Origin of the sequence: Paenibacillus polysaccharolyticus, assembly GCF_900102085.1 — a bacterium.
GTDB classification, from domain to species: Bacteria; Bacillota; Bacilli; order Paenibacillales; family Paenibacillaceae; genus Paenibacillus; species Paenibacillus polysaccharolyticus.
This window is the reverse complement of the sequence record NZ_FMVM01000002.1, coordinates 429,348-445,925: the sequence shown is the minus strand read 5'-3', so window position 1 is coordinate 445,925 and position 16,578 is coordinate 429,348. Positions and strand designations below refer to the sequence as shown.

Below are 16,578 nucleotides of genomic sequence, written 5' to 3'. Positions count from 1 at the left end.
TACTTTCAGTAACATAAAAAAGGGACTTTCACGTGCCCATACGTAATAACGGCTGCCATTATGCTCAAAGGTAGTGTCATCGAGGGCGAAGCTCTCCCATCTGGTATGAACCTGTCCCCTTTCCATCCAACTACCTTCGAGTGGATTGTCATTTTCATTCTCTAGCACGTACATCCGATGGTCGAACAAGCTTTCGTTCGTTTCCGTCGTGTGCGATCACTACAGTAGTTGATGTAACTTATCACCTGTTTCATCATAATATATATTACCCTTTAACAGCGCCAGCAGTCATACCGTCTATGAAATATTTCTGAAAAGCAATGAATAATATGAAAATTGGAATGATGGAGAAGAAGGAGCCCACGATCAATAGGTCATAGTTATTGCCATAAGGAGTTAACAACGTTTTCAAACCGATTGGAAGTGTATATTTACTCTGATCTCCGAGCACCATGAATGGCCACAACAGATTATTCCAGCTATTCATCCCATTCAAAATAGCCATTGCTGCAAAGGATGGCTTCATAATCGGCATAATTAGTCTGAAATAAATCGCATACTCGTTTGCGCCATCAACCCGCCCAGATTGAATAATCTCTTTGGGTATGCTTCGTAGATATTGCCTGAAAAAAAATATGGTCGCGGCATTCGCTATACCGGGAAGAATGATTGCCGAATAGCTATTCACCATTCCCAAATCATTAATTAGGCTGTACAAAGGAACCAGCAGTATTTCGAAAGGCACCATCATTATGAGCAAAACACATATAAAGAGGAAGTTCTTACCTTTAAAATGATATGCTGCAAAACCATATCCAACAAATGCGCTTACAAAAAGTGTTAAAACCACTTGAACAATTGTTAGAATCATACTATTCCAAAACCACACAAAATAATCATGTTCTCCAGTAAACAGAAAAATAAAATTATCAAAACTCATGATTTCAAAATCCAAACTTAGGTTAAGACCATATCTAACTAATGATTCACCTGGTTTAAAGGAAGATAGGGCCACTGCGTAGAATGGGATCATAATTATAACGAATAGTATAATAAAGAAACAAATAATTACTATTCTAGAGATGAAATCACTCCTTGTCTGACTTCTGCCCACTTTAATCCTCCTCCTTTTTGAACATTCCACTAAATTTTAACTGTGTTAAATTGATAACCATAGCAATGACTAACAGAATGATACCAACCGCAGCTGCGTAACCCAGCTTATTCTGCTCAATCCCTTGTCTATACAGATATCCAACAATGGTTAAGCCAATATTTTGGGGTGATTTGTTACCGTTGAACATCATCAGACTCTCGGTAAACATGGCTAAACCTGCATAAACACTAATTGTGGTAACATATACCGTGGTCGGCTTCAATAATGGCATTGTGATCATTCTAAACTTCTGCCAAGCAGATGCTCCGTCAATTGAAGCAGCCTCATAATATTCATTGTCAATGCTTTTCAAACCGGATAGATAGTAAAGTATATTCACGCCCGTCCATCTCCAACATGCGAGGATTAACAGTGCTGCCATACTCCATGCTCCGTCTTTCAAAAATTTAATAGGCTCTACACCAAATAGACCCAGGAAACTGTTCATTAATGAACCTTCCATTTCACCGAATGTAAGACGGAAAATGGTCCCCGCAACTGCGACAGATGTCAAGGCAGGGAGAAAGAACGAAGATTTAAAAAACTCTCTTCCCACCATTAACTTACTGTTGATCATAACGGCGAATAACATGGGAAAGGGAATTAACAGCACTAAGGTTCCTAACATGTACACAACGCTATTTTTAATAGATATCAAAAATACTTTATCTGTAAGCAATTTCGAATAATTTGCTTCACCAATCCACTTAGGATCCTGCCCCAACATCCGATCTTGAAAACTCATTACGAATGAATTTACAAGCGGATATAACCAGAAGATCAAAAATATGAGTATAAATGGCAATACAAAAACATAAGGTGCAACTTTTTGAGAGTATACAAATTTCTTTATCATATTCTCAATCTCCCTTAACTATGGTTAAACCTGCCGACCACTATACCTGCCAACAGGTTTAATCGAATCATTTACTTATTATATTTATTTCAATTCTTGTTCAATTGCTGCTTGTGCTTCATCCAACGCTTCCTTCACGTCTTGGCCATCTTCAAAGATCGCATTCAAAGTAACCGTATTGAATATATTGCCGATGGTTGGTGAAGCTTTAACGGACTTTATCGCTCTAATTTCGTCCTTGATTTCATTCAAAGTATCAAATGCATTTGTCTTAAAATATTGGACGTATTCATTTTCAGGGTTTTTCGTAACTGCATCATCTTTCCATACTTCCATGTTGATTGGGTCAAATCCAAGTGTATTCCAAATTTCAGTAGTAGCTTCTTTCGAAAGCTTAGCAAAGGCTACAAATTCTTTTGCCAACTGAACGTCTTTACCATTTTTAGTAACAACTGTGCCAGTACCGCCTAAGCCAACGGAACGAGGGTTACCTTCTTCGAATACAGGTAATGGAGCTATTGCATACTTACCTTTAAGGTCTTTCATTTCGTTTACAAAGCGGGACATGTACCACTCAGGCATTAATGCACTTGCGTAGTTGCCTTTGTTATATTCGCCTTTTGCTTCTTCTGTGTCGGGTTGTCCGCCAGGGATCGTATGAATAACATTGTTCTTCTGCAGATCGACTAACATTTCAAGCGCTTTAATCATTTCAGGCGAATTCACTTTTGGATTACCATTTTCATCTGTAAAATCAGCATTTTGCTGAGCTAGTAGCAGCGATGCTTGGAACGAAGCTGACGTATCAGCAGTACCTAAGTACTTGCCAGTCTTTTCGTACACCTGGATGCCTGCTTGTTTGTAATCTTCCCATGTTTTGATGGTCTTGTAGTCAACCCCTGCTTGTTCGAGAATTTCAGTGTTGTAGAAAGCAAGCGTAGCACCTACGTGATAATCAAAGCCATAAACCTGATCGGCTTTGGAGTAAATCTCGACACGTGAAGGAACAACAGTGTCTTTGTATGGTGTAAATACATCATTCAAAGATTCCAAGGGAACGTTGTCACCTTCCAAGAATTTAGGGAATTTACCAAGCTCAATATCTGCGATATCAGGAGCACCTTTTCCGCTTGTAACTGCCAGTAAGAGCTTGTTATGCATATCGTCGTAAGGCATAACCGTTACATTCAACTTAATCTGTTTATCTGGGTTCTGCTCGTTCCATAACCCCAGCATTTTATCCAAATGCTTGCCGTGCAAATCTACGAATGTCCAAAATGATAATTCTGTAGCATTCTCACCGGCGTTAGCGCCTAATTGCTTTGTTTCCGTTTTTGAACCAGAAGAATTACCACATGCAGTAAAAACAAGTGACATAATAAGGAGTGTAACGATGGAGATTAAAGCACTGCGTTTTTTCATTTGTTCGTCATCCTCTCTCTTTTGTTATGCATTTGAAAAGTCGGCTGACTAGTTAGTTCTGTTAATTTAAGCGGTAAGCGCTTTCCGTGCCGTATTAATATATATATGAAATAAGCTTTATATAACCAATTGATTATAAAATCATAAAGTTTATGGGGAGACGCTACTCTTTGAAAAAGCTGGCGCTCTAACCTAAATGAAACGATGTTCTTGTCCACTGACAAATCATGACTGACCAAGAACTTGTTAGTACTGATAAAATAAAAAAAGCCGCTAAAAATAGCGACTTTAATGGGATCATGTTCTTGTCCCTCGACATGATATGAGTGATGTTTTACAGCCCATCTATTCGAACCTTTTAATCTAGATATTGTGTTCTCAGCTTTTAATCTGTCTTACTCCACTTCGCTGACTTTCATAATAATTCGCAATCTCCACAATTAAAGCACCCATTCGTTCTTGTTCTGAAGGTCTTTACTCATGGGAAATCTCTCTCCCATTCTTCAGTAATCCAACTCGTACCTCTTCTACGTGAACCTGAACCGGATAAGTCCGAACCTGTCCCGTATCAGGATCAAGCACCTGACCATCCGTCAACGAAATCTTCCAGTCACAGATTGGGTCGAACAGGACGTCCCCGGATATAATTCCTTCTGCAATCGTGCCTCCGCGCGGACCAGGGCTTTTATTCTCAAGAGCATAGATATGTCCATCCGTTGTCTTAAATATCGCAATCTCTTCATTACCTAAGCGCACTACTCGTCCCAGTCTCTCTGTGAAATCATCTACATTGCCAACAAGATAATACGTGTATTCATTTTTATTCATTATCGGTTCCATCATGCAGCCCCTTCCTGTTTCTAGTCCTGTTTCGTAGAGACACTAATCTCTTCAAACATCCTTTCTCTTAAATTCGAATTATTCAGGATTTCACTCCAAGGTTCCTTCACCTGCGTCAGAGCGACCTCCATTCGCTCAGCCAAAACCCGGCGGTTATCCGGATCATTGACTACAGCTTCCGTGACGGATTCCAATCCCATCCTTTCAATCCATTCCGAGGTCCGCTCCAGATATTTGCCTGTCTCCCGGTAATGCTGCATGAACGCGGCGACAATCTCCAGAAGTTCCTCATCTGTTCGCACCTTACACAGCAGTTCAGCAAGTCGGGCTTTAATTCCACCATTACCGCCAACGTAAATTTCCCAAGCTCCCTCATTACCGACGATCCCAATATCCTTGGTTGTTGACTCCGCGCAGTTACGCGGACAGCCGTTAACGGCAAGCTTGAACTTGGCCGGCATATCTAACCGCTCGAACTTCTTCTCAAGCAGTATTCCCATCCCCATCGAATCTTTCGTACCAAAACGGCAGAACTGTGATCCCACGCATGTCTTGACCGTGCGAAGCGCCTTCGCATATGCATAACCGGACGGCATGCCAAGGTCCTTCCAGATCTTTGGTAGGTCCTCTTTTTTGACCCCAAGCAGATCCAGCCGCTGACCACCGGTTACTTTAACCAGCTTGACGTTGTATTTCACCGCAATATCAGCAATAAGTCTGAGATCGTCCGGAGTGGTTACCCCGCCGTACATTCGCGGCACAACGCCAAATGTTCCATCCTTTTGAATGTTCGCATGCATCCTTTCATTCACAAAACGTGAATCCTTCTCGTCCACATGCTCAGTTGGCCAGATCATACCCAGATAGTAGTTCAGCGCAGGACGACATTTAGAGCAGCCCTCCGGGTTATCCCATTCCAGCGCATATCTTACTTCTTTAGATGTGATCAGCCCCTTTTCTTTAATCGCCGTCACGACTTCATCTCTGCTCAGTGTGGTACAGGAACAGATTGCTTCCTGTTTCGCCGCCGCTGAATCATACTTGTCTCCGAGCACATATTGAAGAATCTGCTCTACAACCGGTCGGCAACCTCCACAAGAACGCGATGCACTTGTCGCCACCTTGATCTCTTCTAACGTGGTTAATCCTTTTTCGTTAATGGCATCCACAATGTGTTTTTTCGTCACACCATTACAACCACATACGATTTCCTCATCCGCCAGCTCTGCGGCTGTATTTCCGGTTTCGACCGAGGCTTGTCCCATAATCGCATTATGAATGGCTTCTGTCATTACCGTGCCTGTTCGAATCCACTGCTGCAGTCTGGAAGATTCCTTTCCGTCACCAATCAGAACACCGCCGACGATCCGTCCGCCGCGCAGGAGCACTTTTTTGTAAATACGTAACCACTCATCATGCATCCGCACTATAGACAGTCCTTCTGCATCCATAAACTCACCAGCGGAGAACACGTCTACACCAGATATTTTTAGTTGAGTAGATACCACAGATCCTTCATATGGCTTCGTATCCACTCCGCACAGATGCTTTGCAAGAACAGCTCCCTGTTCAAATAGTGGAGCTACCAGCCCATATGTAATGCCCCGATGCTCGTTACACTCCCCTACTGCATAAACATCCGGTGCTGAAGTACGCATATAATCATCCACAAGAATCCCGCTATTAACCTCAATGCGGCTTTTCTTGGCTAATGCAGTGTTTGGTCGAATTCCCACCGCCATGACTACGAATTCTGCATCCAGCGTCGTTCCGTCGGTAAAACGAATCCCGCTGACCCGATCATCTCCGAGAAACTCCTCAGTCTGTTTGCCGGTAGCAAATTTCAATCCTTGGCTTTCCAGCTCTGCCTGAAGCATTAGTGAGGCGGTATGATCGAGCTGACGTTCCATTATCTCCTCGAATAGATGGACCACTGTCACATCCATCCCCAGTTTGAGTAGCCCCTTGGCAGCCTCCAATCCCAGCAGGCCCCCACCAATAACAGCAGCTTTCTTGTACTGATCTGCTGCATGCAGCATGTTTTGGCAATCTGCGATATCTCTGAAACCTACAATCCCCTCTTTATCTGCTCCTGGTACCGGAAGCATAAACGGATTGGAACCGGTTGCAACAATGAGCTTGTCATATGGAACCTCCATACCATTGTCTGCCTTCACAATTTTTTGTTCCGTATCAATATGTGTTACAGTCGTTCCGGTATATAGCTCTATTCCATTCTCTAAATACCAGTTCCTGTCATTCAAAATAATGTCTTCTACTGCTTTACTCTTCTCTAGCACATACGATAACTGAATACGATTGTAGTTGGGATAAGGTTCACTCCCAAATACGGTAATCCTGTAGGTGCTGGGCGCCAGTTTTAAGATCTGTTCCACCGTGTTGATCCCAGCCATCCCGTTACCAATCAAGACTAAATGCCGACGATCTTGTACTTTTACCATGCTAAAACCTCCTACTACCTATATATTCCTATCCATGACAAAGAAAACTTGTAACCTACTAAACATCAAATATACAATTGAGCCATTTTTGGCAGTATTTATTGTATTTATATCAAAGAAGGTTATATAGGGCAACTCTTTTTTTGTTAAAATACAGAGTGACAAGAAAACACTGATTCTCTCTGCCTACTTGTCATGGAGGATATTAGTTCTTATGAGAAAGCTGTATGTTCAATAAAGATTAATTATGAGGTGAACAATGAACAGAACATTAGATCAATTGCGATACATCGAAAAATATGAAAGTTGGGAAGGGTCATTGGAGGTTAAAGCTTCGGTAGATTTATTTAATACGGAGATATATTCGCTTAATACGTTTATCGATACTAAATATGCACTAACCACGGAAGATCTAAGTACAATTCAATTTGTTAAAAAAAATTTTCACGAGATATATACAATCTTCTTAGAAAGTCTGTTGGAATGGCAATTATACGGCATTGCTTATGAGATATATGATGAACAAAATCACTCGTTTCAATCGATTTATCCTAAAAAAATAGAGGACCTCCATTCATATGTAGGTCTTCCTATACTTCAGATTCTACATGAATATGCTAAAGATGGGCATTCATACTATTCCCTTAATTTTAACAAAAACTGCAGAATTTCTATTGAACACGGCTTTACAGCCCTATTCCATAAAAAAGAACTCATCGATCTCTCCCCTTCTGATATTGATTCTGTAATTAGCGGACTTCAATATATTGAACCCGATTGTTCACAGTGGGAAAAAGGTTTTTGGAAGTTAAAACCAAAACTTGAGAATAGTCACTACAATGAGCCTGGAGTGATTAGAAACAGGTGGAAATCATTATTTAGTGGCTGAACGTTATCATAAACCAAAAAAGGCACCTCTGTGGAGAGGTACCTTTAGCTAATTTATCCGCTAGACATGTTTCTGGCTGAACAACGGATAAACATTGAATAATGCTAAAGATTTCAAACACCATAAATAGATTTAGTTGTCATTTTATACAGCCTCTCTTTTTCGAAGGACCACTACGATATCTGTCTGAGGTACAAATAAATTATAATTCGTTACATGCACTTGTCTCGTTTCGGTTACGGATTCAATCTTTAATTCAGGAGGAAGACAGCGCTCTATGTGAGTAATTAATGTTTCTTTGGTAAATCTCCAAATTACACCATCAATCGAAGAGTTCGCCATATATCCACCGTCCGTTACAGAACCTGAAAGAGACTTGAGAACAACCGGGTCTGCAATAATAATAGATCCACCGTCACGTAACAGTCTGCAGCTCTCTATGAAGGCTTTTTTATGATAGCGAATGTGATGGAAGCTTCTTGCAAACAAAATCATATCGCAGCTATGGTCAGGTAAAGAAGTCGGCTTATCAATGAAAGCATGGATATAAGAATCAAACCTTCCCCACTTTTTTCCAAGTTTTAGAGCATTTAAATTCGGATCCATGTTGAGAAAACGAACATCCTTCTGCTTGCGAAGATACTTGTTCAATAAACCTGTACCACAGCCCACTTGTAGAACATCGCCCTTTAAAGGGGGTAGAACTTTGTAGACATTACGAGGAATAGGGAAATTTTGAACGTACATGGCCAATTCGTAGAAAATCGGATAACGCTCTTGCAATCGAACCAATTTACTAGTGTAGAAAGGTTTCCGTTTTTTGTGACGTTTGAAGTCCCATTTGTTCAAATAGTAGACAGGGGTTAACAGCAAGAAAAAAATAATAAAAACACTTTGGACGCTATAAATTCCAAGTTTACTAAAAAGATCATTGGAATTCTGAGGCATCGTTTGTTTAGATGTATTCAAAATGACCCAATCCCCTCTCACAACACTATAAATGGTGTAGAAGCTGTTCTAGCATAACAAATAATTCAAAAAAGAGCCGTTTACGATGATGCATCACCATGATTTTGTTGAAATCGCTTATGTATACGAAGAAGAAGGCCTTCATTAGATTGGGGCCAATGTATTTTGGTTTCCAAAGGTGACTTGTTTGTCATCCACCTTGGTGTATCACAGGTGTTTCAACCATTGGATTTGAAGGAACAAGCTCCGCTATATATTATGAACTGTCTGTATAAGCCTTTTTTGGAGAAATATTTTTTTTGTGGAGGCATTATTTAGACAATGTTTGTCGAACGGCATAATGAATTACACAACACATTCTTGTCCCTCATCATAGCATCGAAAAAGCCGCCCACAGGCGACCTTTTGCGCAAGAATACGATTTTCAACTTGAGGACGCTGGATTATAGAGGTCTGCATCATGTTCGGAGATCCAATCAATTTGCTTGTATCCACGGCCAGCCATCGTTTGCTGTCGCACATCCAGAACCTCTAATTTCGGTTCCTGCCAAGGCGCTTTTTTCGTTTCCATCAGTTGTCCCCTCCTTTCAACAAAAACTAGAACCAAGACGCGAGCACCCTTACATTACTTGCGCAATACAAATCTTTTAAGATACAATATGTATCTTTTCGAAAATTATAAGACACAATACGTATCCAAGTAAACAACTATTTCATCCCTTTCTATATGAAGTGCGACATCCCACATAAAGACGGTGCTAATTCATCTATCGGTTACCTTGATCGGAACCATCTTTTCGTAATTCTAGTCCCTTACCCCATTTTTGTTGTATTTACAACAAAAATATTATCATTTATAATCATCTAAAAGGACGTTTAATTTGTTTTTAATTACAAAATGAATTTCTGAAAGGATTATTAGAAATGAAATCAAAAAAAATAGACTCCATTGAGGAGCTCAAGATCGCTTTTGAAATTAGAGAAGAGGTGTTTGTGAAAGAACAAAATGTACCACTTGAAGATGAGTTTGATGATTATGATAATTTAGATGGACAGTGTGAGCACATCCTGGTCTATTTTAATGAACTACCCGCCGGAACAGGCAGAATTATTATTCAAGATGGCGTAGGTAAACTCGATCGAATATGTATCTTAAAACCTTATCGCCAATACGGTCTTGGGAAATTAATCGTTAGATCACTGGAAGAAATTGCAGAAAATAAAGGAATATCCAAAGTTAAATTACACGGACAGACACATGCAGAGGGGTTTTATCACATACAAGACGACCTCCGATGTATTTATGGAAGATGGAATTCCGCATTATCTAATGGTAAAAGAATTATTATCGAAATGATGCCGTTATCACGTGTAAATCAATATTTAATTTACGCAATAGGTATCTTAATTCTAACTCTTGGCATTACGTTGACCATACAATCAGAGCTTGGAAGCTCTCCATTCGACGCCCTTCTAGTCGGATTGTCCCTAAACGTAGGTTTAACTATTGGCAGCTGGGAGATTATCATCGCTCTAGTTATGATATTTTTCAATTCGTTGCTACAAAAACAGAAACCTGAATATTTGGGTTTAGTAACTGCACTTATAACAGGCATTTGTATTGATTTCTGGCTGTTATTGTTACGGACTTGGGTGGCACCTGATCTATTGTTTTTGAAATTTTTGTGTTTCGGCTCTGGTTTGGTTGTTGCAGGAATAGGAACGGCCATGTATCTACAGACCAATTTTGCACCGATTCCGATCGATCGATTAACACTCTCACTACAAAAAATAACTCGAACGAATATATTTTTTGCGAGAACTCTGATTAATGTTGTAATCCTGTTCATGGCATTCATTTTTAATGGACCCATAGGTATAGGAACTGCACTGGCTGTCTGCTTCAGTGGGGCCATTTTAAATGTTTTTATGCCATGTATTGGAGAAATGATAGAAAAATGGAGTTTAACAGAATCAGGAAGTAATAAGGTCGATGGAAACCATTCCGTTTAGAATATATCGCGTATATAAAGACTTTTAGTATTTATGAATTGTCGCTAATCAGGAATTGAAACAGGTTCGTGTCCCTCAGCGGCTAGTTTTATTACTAAATTTCAATTTTGTAATGCTTAGCAGCCTTTGTTTACCTTCAAAAACACAGTTTGTTAATCTATAATGCGTATTTCTCCCAAAAAATCCTTACCTAAATACGCTTTTTGTCCTTGGCGTAGGATAAGAACTTGTAACGACGAAATAAAAAAGCCGCTTATAATAGCGACTTCAATAGGAAGATGTTCTTGTTCATCGTTTATAACTTTTATAATACACGTACATTATACATGTTACTTAATTAATTATTTCCTACTTCAAGTAACCACCAGGCAATTGCACTTTTTATAAATTCGCTTTCTTGACTTAGTCTCTCATTGTGAATAAAGTCGTTTACCTTTTCACGGATTTGATACTGTACACGTTCAAAAGCGACTTTATCACTTTTAATACCAAGTAGTTTTGCTGTTTTATCCAATTTATTTCTATCAGCTATAGTAGTAAACAGCTGCGGAAAAATCATAATCTCTAAACGATGTACGTAGAAAAGTGGTCTACCATTTTCAAACGGGATTCTATTTAGTTGCTCAATTAATTTAACATTTGCAATTTTACTAATAAGACGGTAGTCAAGCGGTTCTTGCAAGCGAAGTAAAATTAAACTTTGAATCTTATTCTGCACATCTTGATCTTTAAGAAATATATTATTGAATTCTGAACGGAAAATTTTAGCTGTGCCCTCTTTTGAAATATCATTGGCTCTTGTGGCTGTCCAATACTTATCGAATATGGAGATTGTATCATTAATATTCCAGTTAAGAACTTCTTGGCTTAACTCATCCAATAACTGCACAGCAGAGCGCTCAATATATTGGTTTTCAGGTTGAGATAATTCAATCTTCAGTTTTTCATAAGCTTTACGTAAAAGCAATTCATTATCTTTCTCCATACTTCCCCTCCCACATCAAACTATGTACATTAAAAAATTCAAGTTATCTACTTTGTAGATCATCACTAAAGAAATTATCATTTTTTTAATGTAGGTATAATTTTTTGTTTCACTTCTTGTTGCAAAGATTCGTAGACCTTGAATACCAAGGTTCTCATATAACCACTCTCAAATACATAATCACAACAAGCTTCAATAGCTCTATAAAAACCACTTAGAAATTCTCCACTGAAGTAATGATAGCAGAAGACAGGAACTTCTTTCTCTCCAAATAAGCCTTGCTTCCATGTAATAGATTCTATTACATCATAGCTTAGATCACTATAAGAGAAGTAGTTTTCCTTATCTATCCCTCTGCCCCAGCCTATTACATTTTCATCTATGAATTCGCGAATACCCCCATTTATGTGAGAAGTTACTTGATTATAATCTGACAGATCTACAAGTATGATATACGCTCCGCAATCAAGCTCCAATGTGAAATTAGGATAAGCCATACCATGTTTATCATAAATCGCTTGTAGCTTCTTCTTAAATGTATTGACCGTACTTTCCAGTTGAGTCTGATACTTATTTGCTAAGTCAAAACTAATTCTATCTGCATTTCCAATTTCTAAATAATTTGAGCATTCTTTATACAGCCGCCAAACACGATTTTGTGCTGCCTCACTCGCTTTACTGTGAGATGAAAAACGAAAAGAGCTGTCATAATCTGTATCAATTGAGCGAAAGACAGATTCCTTTTTTAATGGGATTGACTTAGTTTCATTCACGAGAGATTTAATTTGTTGAATAATTGCATCTTGATTGACATTTGGTGAACTTTCTAAATTAATGTGTTTTTTCAGTTCGGATTTTAAAAGGCTTAACTTTTTATTTAATGTCTCCTGGAATACTTCTGAATATTTCTTATACAATGTTTCAATTTTCGGATCTAACTCTTTATACATTTGCATAGAGAGCCCAAATACAATGTATTCACGGAATGTCTTTTCGGCCTCGACTAGTGAATATTTGTAGCCATCTCCGTAATCTTCAACGTTGATGTAAGTTTTGAAAAATTCAGCCTCTTTCATTCCGGTATTCCAATCGTATCGCTCCAAATGCCTCAACCGATAACAATAAGATTCTCCTTCAAAGCCAAAATCAGGACCAACGTCAAACTCACTAAAATCGGCAGGGAGATTTAGCTGATTGTTAGAGATCGCTTGCCCTAATACAACTACTTCTCCTAGCGTTTTAGCTATTTCTCGATTGATATCATAAAAGTAATTTCCTTCAGTTTTATTATAATAGGAAAACTTCTTGAGTTGTTTAGTCTTGTAATTAATACAAACTGCCTGAATAAGTGCTTTTTGCTGGGAGTACATCGTATCTTTAAAGGCATTAAAGCCTTCTCTATCTGCCTTATCGTATGAGTTATACACTTTGGCAGACATGTCTTTAGTTAATAGTGGAGGAGCTTCATAGTTGTTCTCAACAAAATCATAATCTGATTGGGAGGGATAAGGAATTGAAAAGTTATCCAGTTTTTCGGAGATCAAAGCTTTGAGCTTTACAAGTGCCTCAGACCCACTATGTCCTGTGATATATTCATCTTCTACAGATATGGCCTGAACGGGACAGCTTACCTCTACTTCTTTAAAATCAAGATACTGCACTTCGGTAATTAATCCTGGATCAACAGGTATGGCAAAACCCTCAGGGGTTTCTGTTAGAAATTCAGAATTTACAACACATGATCCACAAGCTACACATTTATCTGATACGGCAATTCTTTTCATTAACTGTTGCATTCAATTTTCTCCTTATATCAAATATTTATTTTCTTCATTTTGTTAAGAAAAGCCTCTCCTGTTTCTATCAATTCAAGTGATTTCAAGTTAATTTCACCAGTCTCATCAAGTAGAGGAACATCCAATATATCTTTGATTCCTTTGGCAAAGTTGAAACAAATCATGAAAGCTTCCCTGTCTTTTTGCGAATATTGATTTTTTTCGTTATCGTTACGTTGGATAATTGATCTACATTGTTGCAATGATCTGATAAATAATGCATTTAAATTCCGTAGAACATCACAGATATGTTCTGAACGCTGGAATATAGCATCCAGAGCAATGCAAATTGTCTCTGCTTGTTTTTCAATCATGAATGATTGCGAGCTACGGGCATTAGCTGCAGACAAGTTCATCTCTGCTTCTTTTTTTATCACTCCGGCAATTCCTGAAAATATGTAAGTAGAAAAAACTTGAGAATCAGATAGTTCACTTTTAGATACTCCAACCATCTTATTCATTGATTCAACAGCAATTGGAGATAGAAAAGAAGAACGCAATTCCTTTAATCCCGCTCCCTCCTCCATTTCAATTTTCTGTAGATTTCTGTACAGCTCTAAAAAGTTTACAATTGAAGTTTTATATATACCCCGTTTTCGATTGATAAGCTTTTGAATGCTGGCTTGCGTTTTTGAACTTTGTATTTTGACCTTTTCTTCTGCCTCCACTACTCGTTCAAACGAACGGACATTAACACTTTCAGCCTTTTCATTTAACTTATCTGCCTTTATCATCCTCGCTACGGTACTGCTGACTGCCCCGCCGAGCAAAATACTTTCTAACAACATAAAAACGCCCCCTAGCCTACATTTTGAATACTGAATTGTTATCAAAGAACATATCATCAAATGCCTTTTGATTTTCAAAAGAGACATTCTTTGAGAAAACAGAGAGAATTGTACTTAAACCTTCGTTGATTTGTTCTGGTGAATCTGATACAGATCCATTAAATATCATGTTATATCCTTTAATAAAATGTGCATTCCACTCGGCATATTCTTCTTGAATTAGCTGTTTTAATACGGCTTGTTGTCTGTCCATCTCCTGCAAAGCTTCAGATGCAATCTTAGCTGATGCCTGCTCAAGCTGTTTATATTCATCCACATTACGGTATGAGTGATAAAGATCCATGCATACCGTTGAAATGATCAATGATCCAAGAGCCGCACCAACAACCGGAATTGGAATAAGTGCTTGACCTGCTATTGCTCCGATAGTTCCTGCAAGCATTCCTACTCCCTTCTCTCCGACTTCCTCGAAAAATTGTTTTCCATCTATTTCTCCCTTTACATATTTGAAAATTGAATCTTTTAGCATTAGAGAGATAGTAATTACCTGCATCACTTGATTTGAATTTGCTAGTTTACGAATTGCTTCTTTTCCACTATTTTCAAGTAAATGTGTCACTCCTGTAGAAACAACTCGTATTGTGCCCCCTGTAGTTGCAACAGATAGAGTTAGATTCCCCATATCTTTGGCAGCATCTTCAAACTTTTTCTCTCCTAAGGCAACTTTGTACAAGTTACCCACACCTTCAACTACTAATGGGACAGCAGAGGATTGCAGTGAAAATAGTGCTCCTTCTGTAAAGTCTGCTCCAGCATTTTTCATAGATCTAGACAAAATATCCGTATTGACTTTGGCCTCCGCAACGACCTTACCTTGTATTAGCTTGACTCTCCCTGGGGTTGAACTCTTACTGTCAGGCGCGAATGCCAATTCAAAATCACTTTTACTACCTTTAGATGTATTCAATGACTTGGAAGTGACCCTGAAATTACTCTTTTGATTTGCGATTTCCTTCATATCTTTATCGCTAAAGAATGGGTTATATTTGACACGATTATGTATTTCTTTTAAGGAAACGACATGATCAACCTCAGCAGAATGTCTCGCCCAAGCTGATGAAATATTCTCTCCTGCTTCATTTTTCATGCGAAACCTACGTTGAGCTGCTTTTTGTGAGAAATGCAATTGCTGTCCGCTTATTGGGTCATCGTAGATTTTCCGATCCTTAAAAGTAGATTGCTTAAATTTACCTTTTGCAGATGCTGAATCCCATAATTTATTTCGATTTACACTGTTATACTCCTGAGTAACTCCATACTGCTTCTGATTATGAATTTTCATTTCTTGCAAAATTGGATTAGCTGTTAGACTGTACATTAATCGAACTGTTTTATCTTCCATTTCCATCTCCCTTTCGCTCTTCTAAAACTTGGATATACTGGCCTTGGCTTCGGAGCCACATATCGATTCCTGTACCGTAAACTTCAGCTTGAATGGTGTAAATACCATTGTTTTCTGAGATGATTTCTGCTGTAGGGAGTCTATCAAGTACGGCCTCTAATGAAGGACCTGAGAAATTAAATACAATTTTCATTAATTCACCTGAATACATAAATTGTACTCGCTTACGAAACTCTCCCTCATTAAATTTATCTCTGTAAGGAAGATTAAAATGACGTTTTGTTTCCGCTAAACCTGAAATTCGGTCTACACGAAATGTTTTTGGAAACTCATTATTGCCATCTTCCATATAAGCAATTAAATAAAAGTAATATTCTGAAAACATAATGGCCAAAGGTTTGACAAATCTAGTTTTCGAACTGCCATCTTGACGGGTATAGTTAAACTTTATAATCTTTCGTTTACTGATTAACAATGATAGTTTCCATATGGTTTTTATCAAAGGTTTGTTGTGCTTCAGAGGAACATAATGGTGTTGCTCATTGCTAATTACTTGTTGAATTTGTTTACGGTCGTTTGGTACAACTTGTTTAAGTAGTTTTCCAATTAATGCATCTAGCTCTTCCCGTGCGAATGCACGGCTCTCAAGTAAGATTTTACACAACGCCATGACTTCACTATTTGCAAGCCATTCTCTCTCAAAACGAACTAAATAATAGACATGTTTACGTCTATCATATCTGATAGATACATCACTTTCAGAATAGTGCATCTCAGCCAAATACGCTCGTAAATCGTCAATATCTCGCTGTATTGTCTTTTGTGTCACTCCAAAGTCTGTAGCAAGGTTAGCTTTATCGATCATTTCTCCCTTGTTTAGACGCTCGTAAATATTTAATAAGCGAAATCCTTTATTACTCTTGTAATTCATTTGTACACCACCTAAAGGCCTAATTCATTT

14 protein-coding genes and 2 pseudogenes are annotated in these 16,578 nt (G+C 38.5%); 3 read left to right on the top strand and 13 right to left on the bottom strand.

The window, feature by feature from the left end; genetic code table 11:
- Positions 1-21: 21 nt before the first annotated feature.
- The 6 genes and pseudogenes from BLQ13_RS04420 to nirB form a co-directional block, all read right to left on the bottom strand.
- Positions 22-216 (bottom strand): annotated as a pseudogene (locus BLQ13_RS04420) (family 43 glycosylhydrolase); the annotation flags it as partial.
- Positions 217-265: 49 nt separating this feature from the next.
- Positions 266-1,084, bottom strand: a complete 819-nt coding sequence (locus BLQ13_RS04415) for a carbohydrate ABC transporter permease (protein WP_420848901.1) — start codon at positions 1,082-1,084, stop codon at positions 266-268.
- A gap of 31 nt (positions 1,085-1,115) precedes the next feature.
- Positions 1,116-2,012, bottom strand: a complete 897-nt coding sequence (locus BLQ13_RS04410; RefSeq protein WP_090916375.1) for a carbohydrate ABC transporter permease — start codon at positions 2,010-2,012, stop codon at positions 1,116-1,118.
- 84 nt (positions 2,013-2,096) lie between these two features.
- A complete protein-coding gene (locus BLQ13_RS04405; protein WP_090916374.1) occupies positions 2,097-3,434 on the bottom strand; it encodes an ABC transporter substrate-binding protein in 1,338 nt (445 codons plus the stop codon).
- Positions 3,435-3,908: 474 nt separating this feature from the next.
- Positions 3,909-4,274: a nitrite reductase (NAD(P)H) small subunit gene (locus BLQ13_RS04400; RefSeq protein WP_420848900.1), complete on the bottom strand. Its 366-nt coding sequence runs from the start codon at positions 4,272-4,274 to the stop codon at positions 3,909-3,911.
- A 20-nt stretch (positions 4,275-4,294) separates the two neighbouring features.
- Positions 4,295-6,736 (bottom strand): nitrite reductase large subunit NirB, encoded by a 2,442-nt coding sequence (gene nirB, locus BLQ13_RS04395; RefSeq protein ID WP_090916369.1) that lies wholly within the window; start codon positions 6,734-6,736, stop codon positions 4,295-4,297.
- Between the two features lie 259 nt (positions 6,737-6,995).
- Between nirB and BLQ13_RS04390 the strand changes: the two genes are divergently transcribed.
- Positions 6,996-7,625 carry a hypothetical protein gene (locus tag BLQ13_RS04390; RefSeq protein ID WP_090916367.1) on the top strand — a complete coding sequence of 210 codons (630 nt, stop codon included), beginning with the start codon at positions 6,996-6,998 and terminating at the stop codon, positions 7,623-7,625.
- Between the two features lie 144 nt (positions 7,626-7,769).
- Here the strand turns inward: BLQ13_RS04390 and BLQ13_RS04385 are convergent, their stop codons facing one another.
- The gene (locus BLQ13_RS04385) at positions 7,770-8,594 is read right to left on the bottom strand and encodes a class I SAM-dependent methyltransferase (protein ID WP_090916365.1); all 825 of its coding nucleotides are present in this window, start codon (positions 8,592-8,594) and stop codon (positions 7,770-7,772) included.
- A 424-nt stretch (positions 8,595-9,018) separates the two neighbouring features.
- Complete coding sequence (locus tag BLQ13_RS28220; protein WP_139168848.1) at positions 9,019-9,165, bottom strand: paeninodin family lasso peptide; 147 nt, start codon at positions 9,163-9,165, stop codon at positions 9,019-9,021.
- Positions 9,166-9,518: 353 nt separating this feature from the next.
- Here BLQ13_RS28220 and BLQ13_RS04380 point away from each other — a divergent pair.
- Together BLQ13_RS04380 and BLQ13_RS04375 are read left to right on the top strand one after the other, a co-directional pair.
- A pseudogene (locus tag BLQ13_RS04380) lies at positions 9,519-9,951 on the top strand (GNAT family N-acetyltransferase).
- Positions 9,948-10,607 carry a YczE/YyaS/YitT family protein gene (locus BLQ13_RS04375; protein ID WP_420848897.1) on the top strand — a complete coding sequence of 220 codons (660 nt, stop codon included), beginning with the start codon at positions 9,948-9,950 and terminating at the stop codon, positions 10,605-10,607. Before BLQ13_RS04380 ends, BLQ13_RS04375 begins: the two are co-directional and overlap by 4 nt.
- 337 nt (positions 10,608-10,944) lie before the next feature.
- Here BLQ13_RS04375 and BLQ13_RS04370 read toward each other — a convergent pair whose 3' ends face one another.
- The 5 genes from BLQ13_RS04370 to BLQ13_RS04350 all read right to left on the bottom strand — a co-directional run bounded on the left by BLQ13_RS04370 (position 10,945) and on the right by BLQ13_RS04350 (position 16,548).
- Complete coding sequence (locus tag BLQ13_RS04370; protein WP_090916363.1) at positions 10,945-11,592, bottom strand: hypothetical protein; 648 nt, start codon at positions 11,590-11,592, stop codon at positions 10,945-10,947.
- Between the two features lie 77 nt (positions 11,593-11,669).
- Entirely contained in the window at positions 11,670-13,388 is a 1,719-nt protein-coding gene (locus BLQ13_RS04365) for a ferredoxin (protein WP_090916361.1), read from the bottom strand.
- Positions 13,389-13,405: 17 nt separating this feature from the next.
- The gene (locus BLQ13_RS04360; protein ID WP_090916359.1) at positions 13,406-14,215 is read right to left on the bottom strand and encodes a hypothetical protein; all 810 of its coding nucleotides are present in this window, start codon (positions 14,213-14,215) and stop codon (positions 13,406-13,408) included.
- Between the two features lie 16 nt (positions 14,216-14,231).
- Positions 14,232-15,617, bottom strand: a complete 1,386-nt coding sequence (locus tag BLQ13_RS04355) for a hypothetical protein (RefSeq protein WP_090916357.1) — start codon at positions 15,615-15,617, stop codon at positions 14,232-14,234.
- Positions 15,607-16,548: a helix-turn-helix transcriptional regulator gene (locus tag BLQ13_RS04350; protein ID WP_090916355.1), complete on the bottom strand. Its 942-nt coding sequence runs from the start codon at positions 16,546-16,548 to the stop codon at positions 15,607-15,609. The genes BLQ13_RS04355 and BLQ13_RS04350 overlap by 11 nt, the downstream gene beginning before the upstream one ends.
- Between the last annotated feature and the right edge of the window lie 30 nt (positions 16,549-16,578).

What these genes read in the sequence shown, in the direction of transcription:
- BLQ13_RS04410 (WP_090916375.1), bottom strand. Translation starts at nt 2,012, where the DNA reads ATGATAAAGAAATTTGTATACTCTCAAAAAGTTGCACCTTATGTTTTT.
- BLQ13_RS04405 (WP_090916374.1), bottom strand. Translation starts at nt 3,434, where the DNA reads ATGAAAAAACGCAGTGCTTTAATCTCCATCGTTACACTCCTTATTATG.
- BLQ13_RS04400 (WP_420848900.1), bottom strand. Translation starts at nt 4,274, where the DNA reads ATGGAACCGATAATGAATAAAAATGAATACACGTATTATCTTGTTGGC.
- nirB (WP_090916369.1), bottom strand. Translation starts at nt 6,736, where the DNA reads ATGGTAAAAGTACAAGATCGTCGGCATTTAGTCTTGATTGGTAACGGG.
- BLQ13_RS04390 (WP_090916367.1), top strand. Translation starts at nt 6,996, where the DNA reads ATGAACAGAACATTAGATCAATTGCGATACATCGAAAAATATGAAAGT.
- BLQ13_RS28220 (WP_139168848.1), bottom strand. Translation starts at nt 9,165, where the DNA reads ATGGAAACGAAAAAAGCGCCTTGGCAGGAACCGAAATTAGAGGTTCTG.
- BLQ13_RS04375 (WP_420848897.1), top strand. Translation starts at nt 9,948, where the DNA reads ATGATGCCGTTATCACGTGTAAATCAATATTTAATTTACGCAATAGGT.
- BLQ13_RS04370 (WP_090916363.1), bottom strand. Translation starts at nt 11,592, where the DNA reads ATGGAGAAAGATAATGAATTGCTTTTACGTAAAGCTTATGAAAAACTG.
- BLQ13_RS04365 (WP_090916361.1), bottom strand. Translation starts at nt 13,388, where the DNA reads ATGCAACAGTTAATGAAAAGAATTGCCGTATCAGATAAATGTGTAGCT.
- BLQ13_RS04360 (WP_090916359.1), bottom strand. Translation starts at nt 14,215, where the DNA reads ATGTTGTTAGAAAGTATTTTGCTCGGCGGGGCAGTCAGCAGTACCGTA.
- BLQ13_RS04355 (WP_090916357.1), bottom strand. Translation starts at nt 15,617, where the DNA reads ATGGAAGATAAAACAGTTCGATTAATGTACAGTCTAACAGCTAATCCA.
- BLQ13_RS04350 (WP_090916355.1), bottom strand. Translation starts at nt 16,548, where the DNA reads ATGAATTACAAGAGTAATAAAGGATTTCGCTTATTAAATATTTACGAG.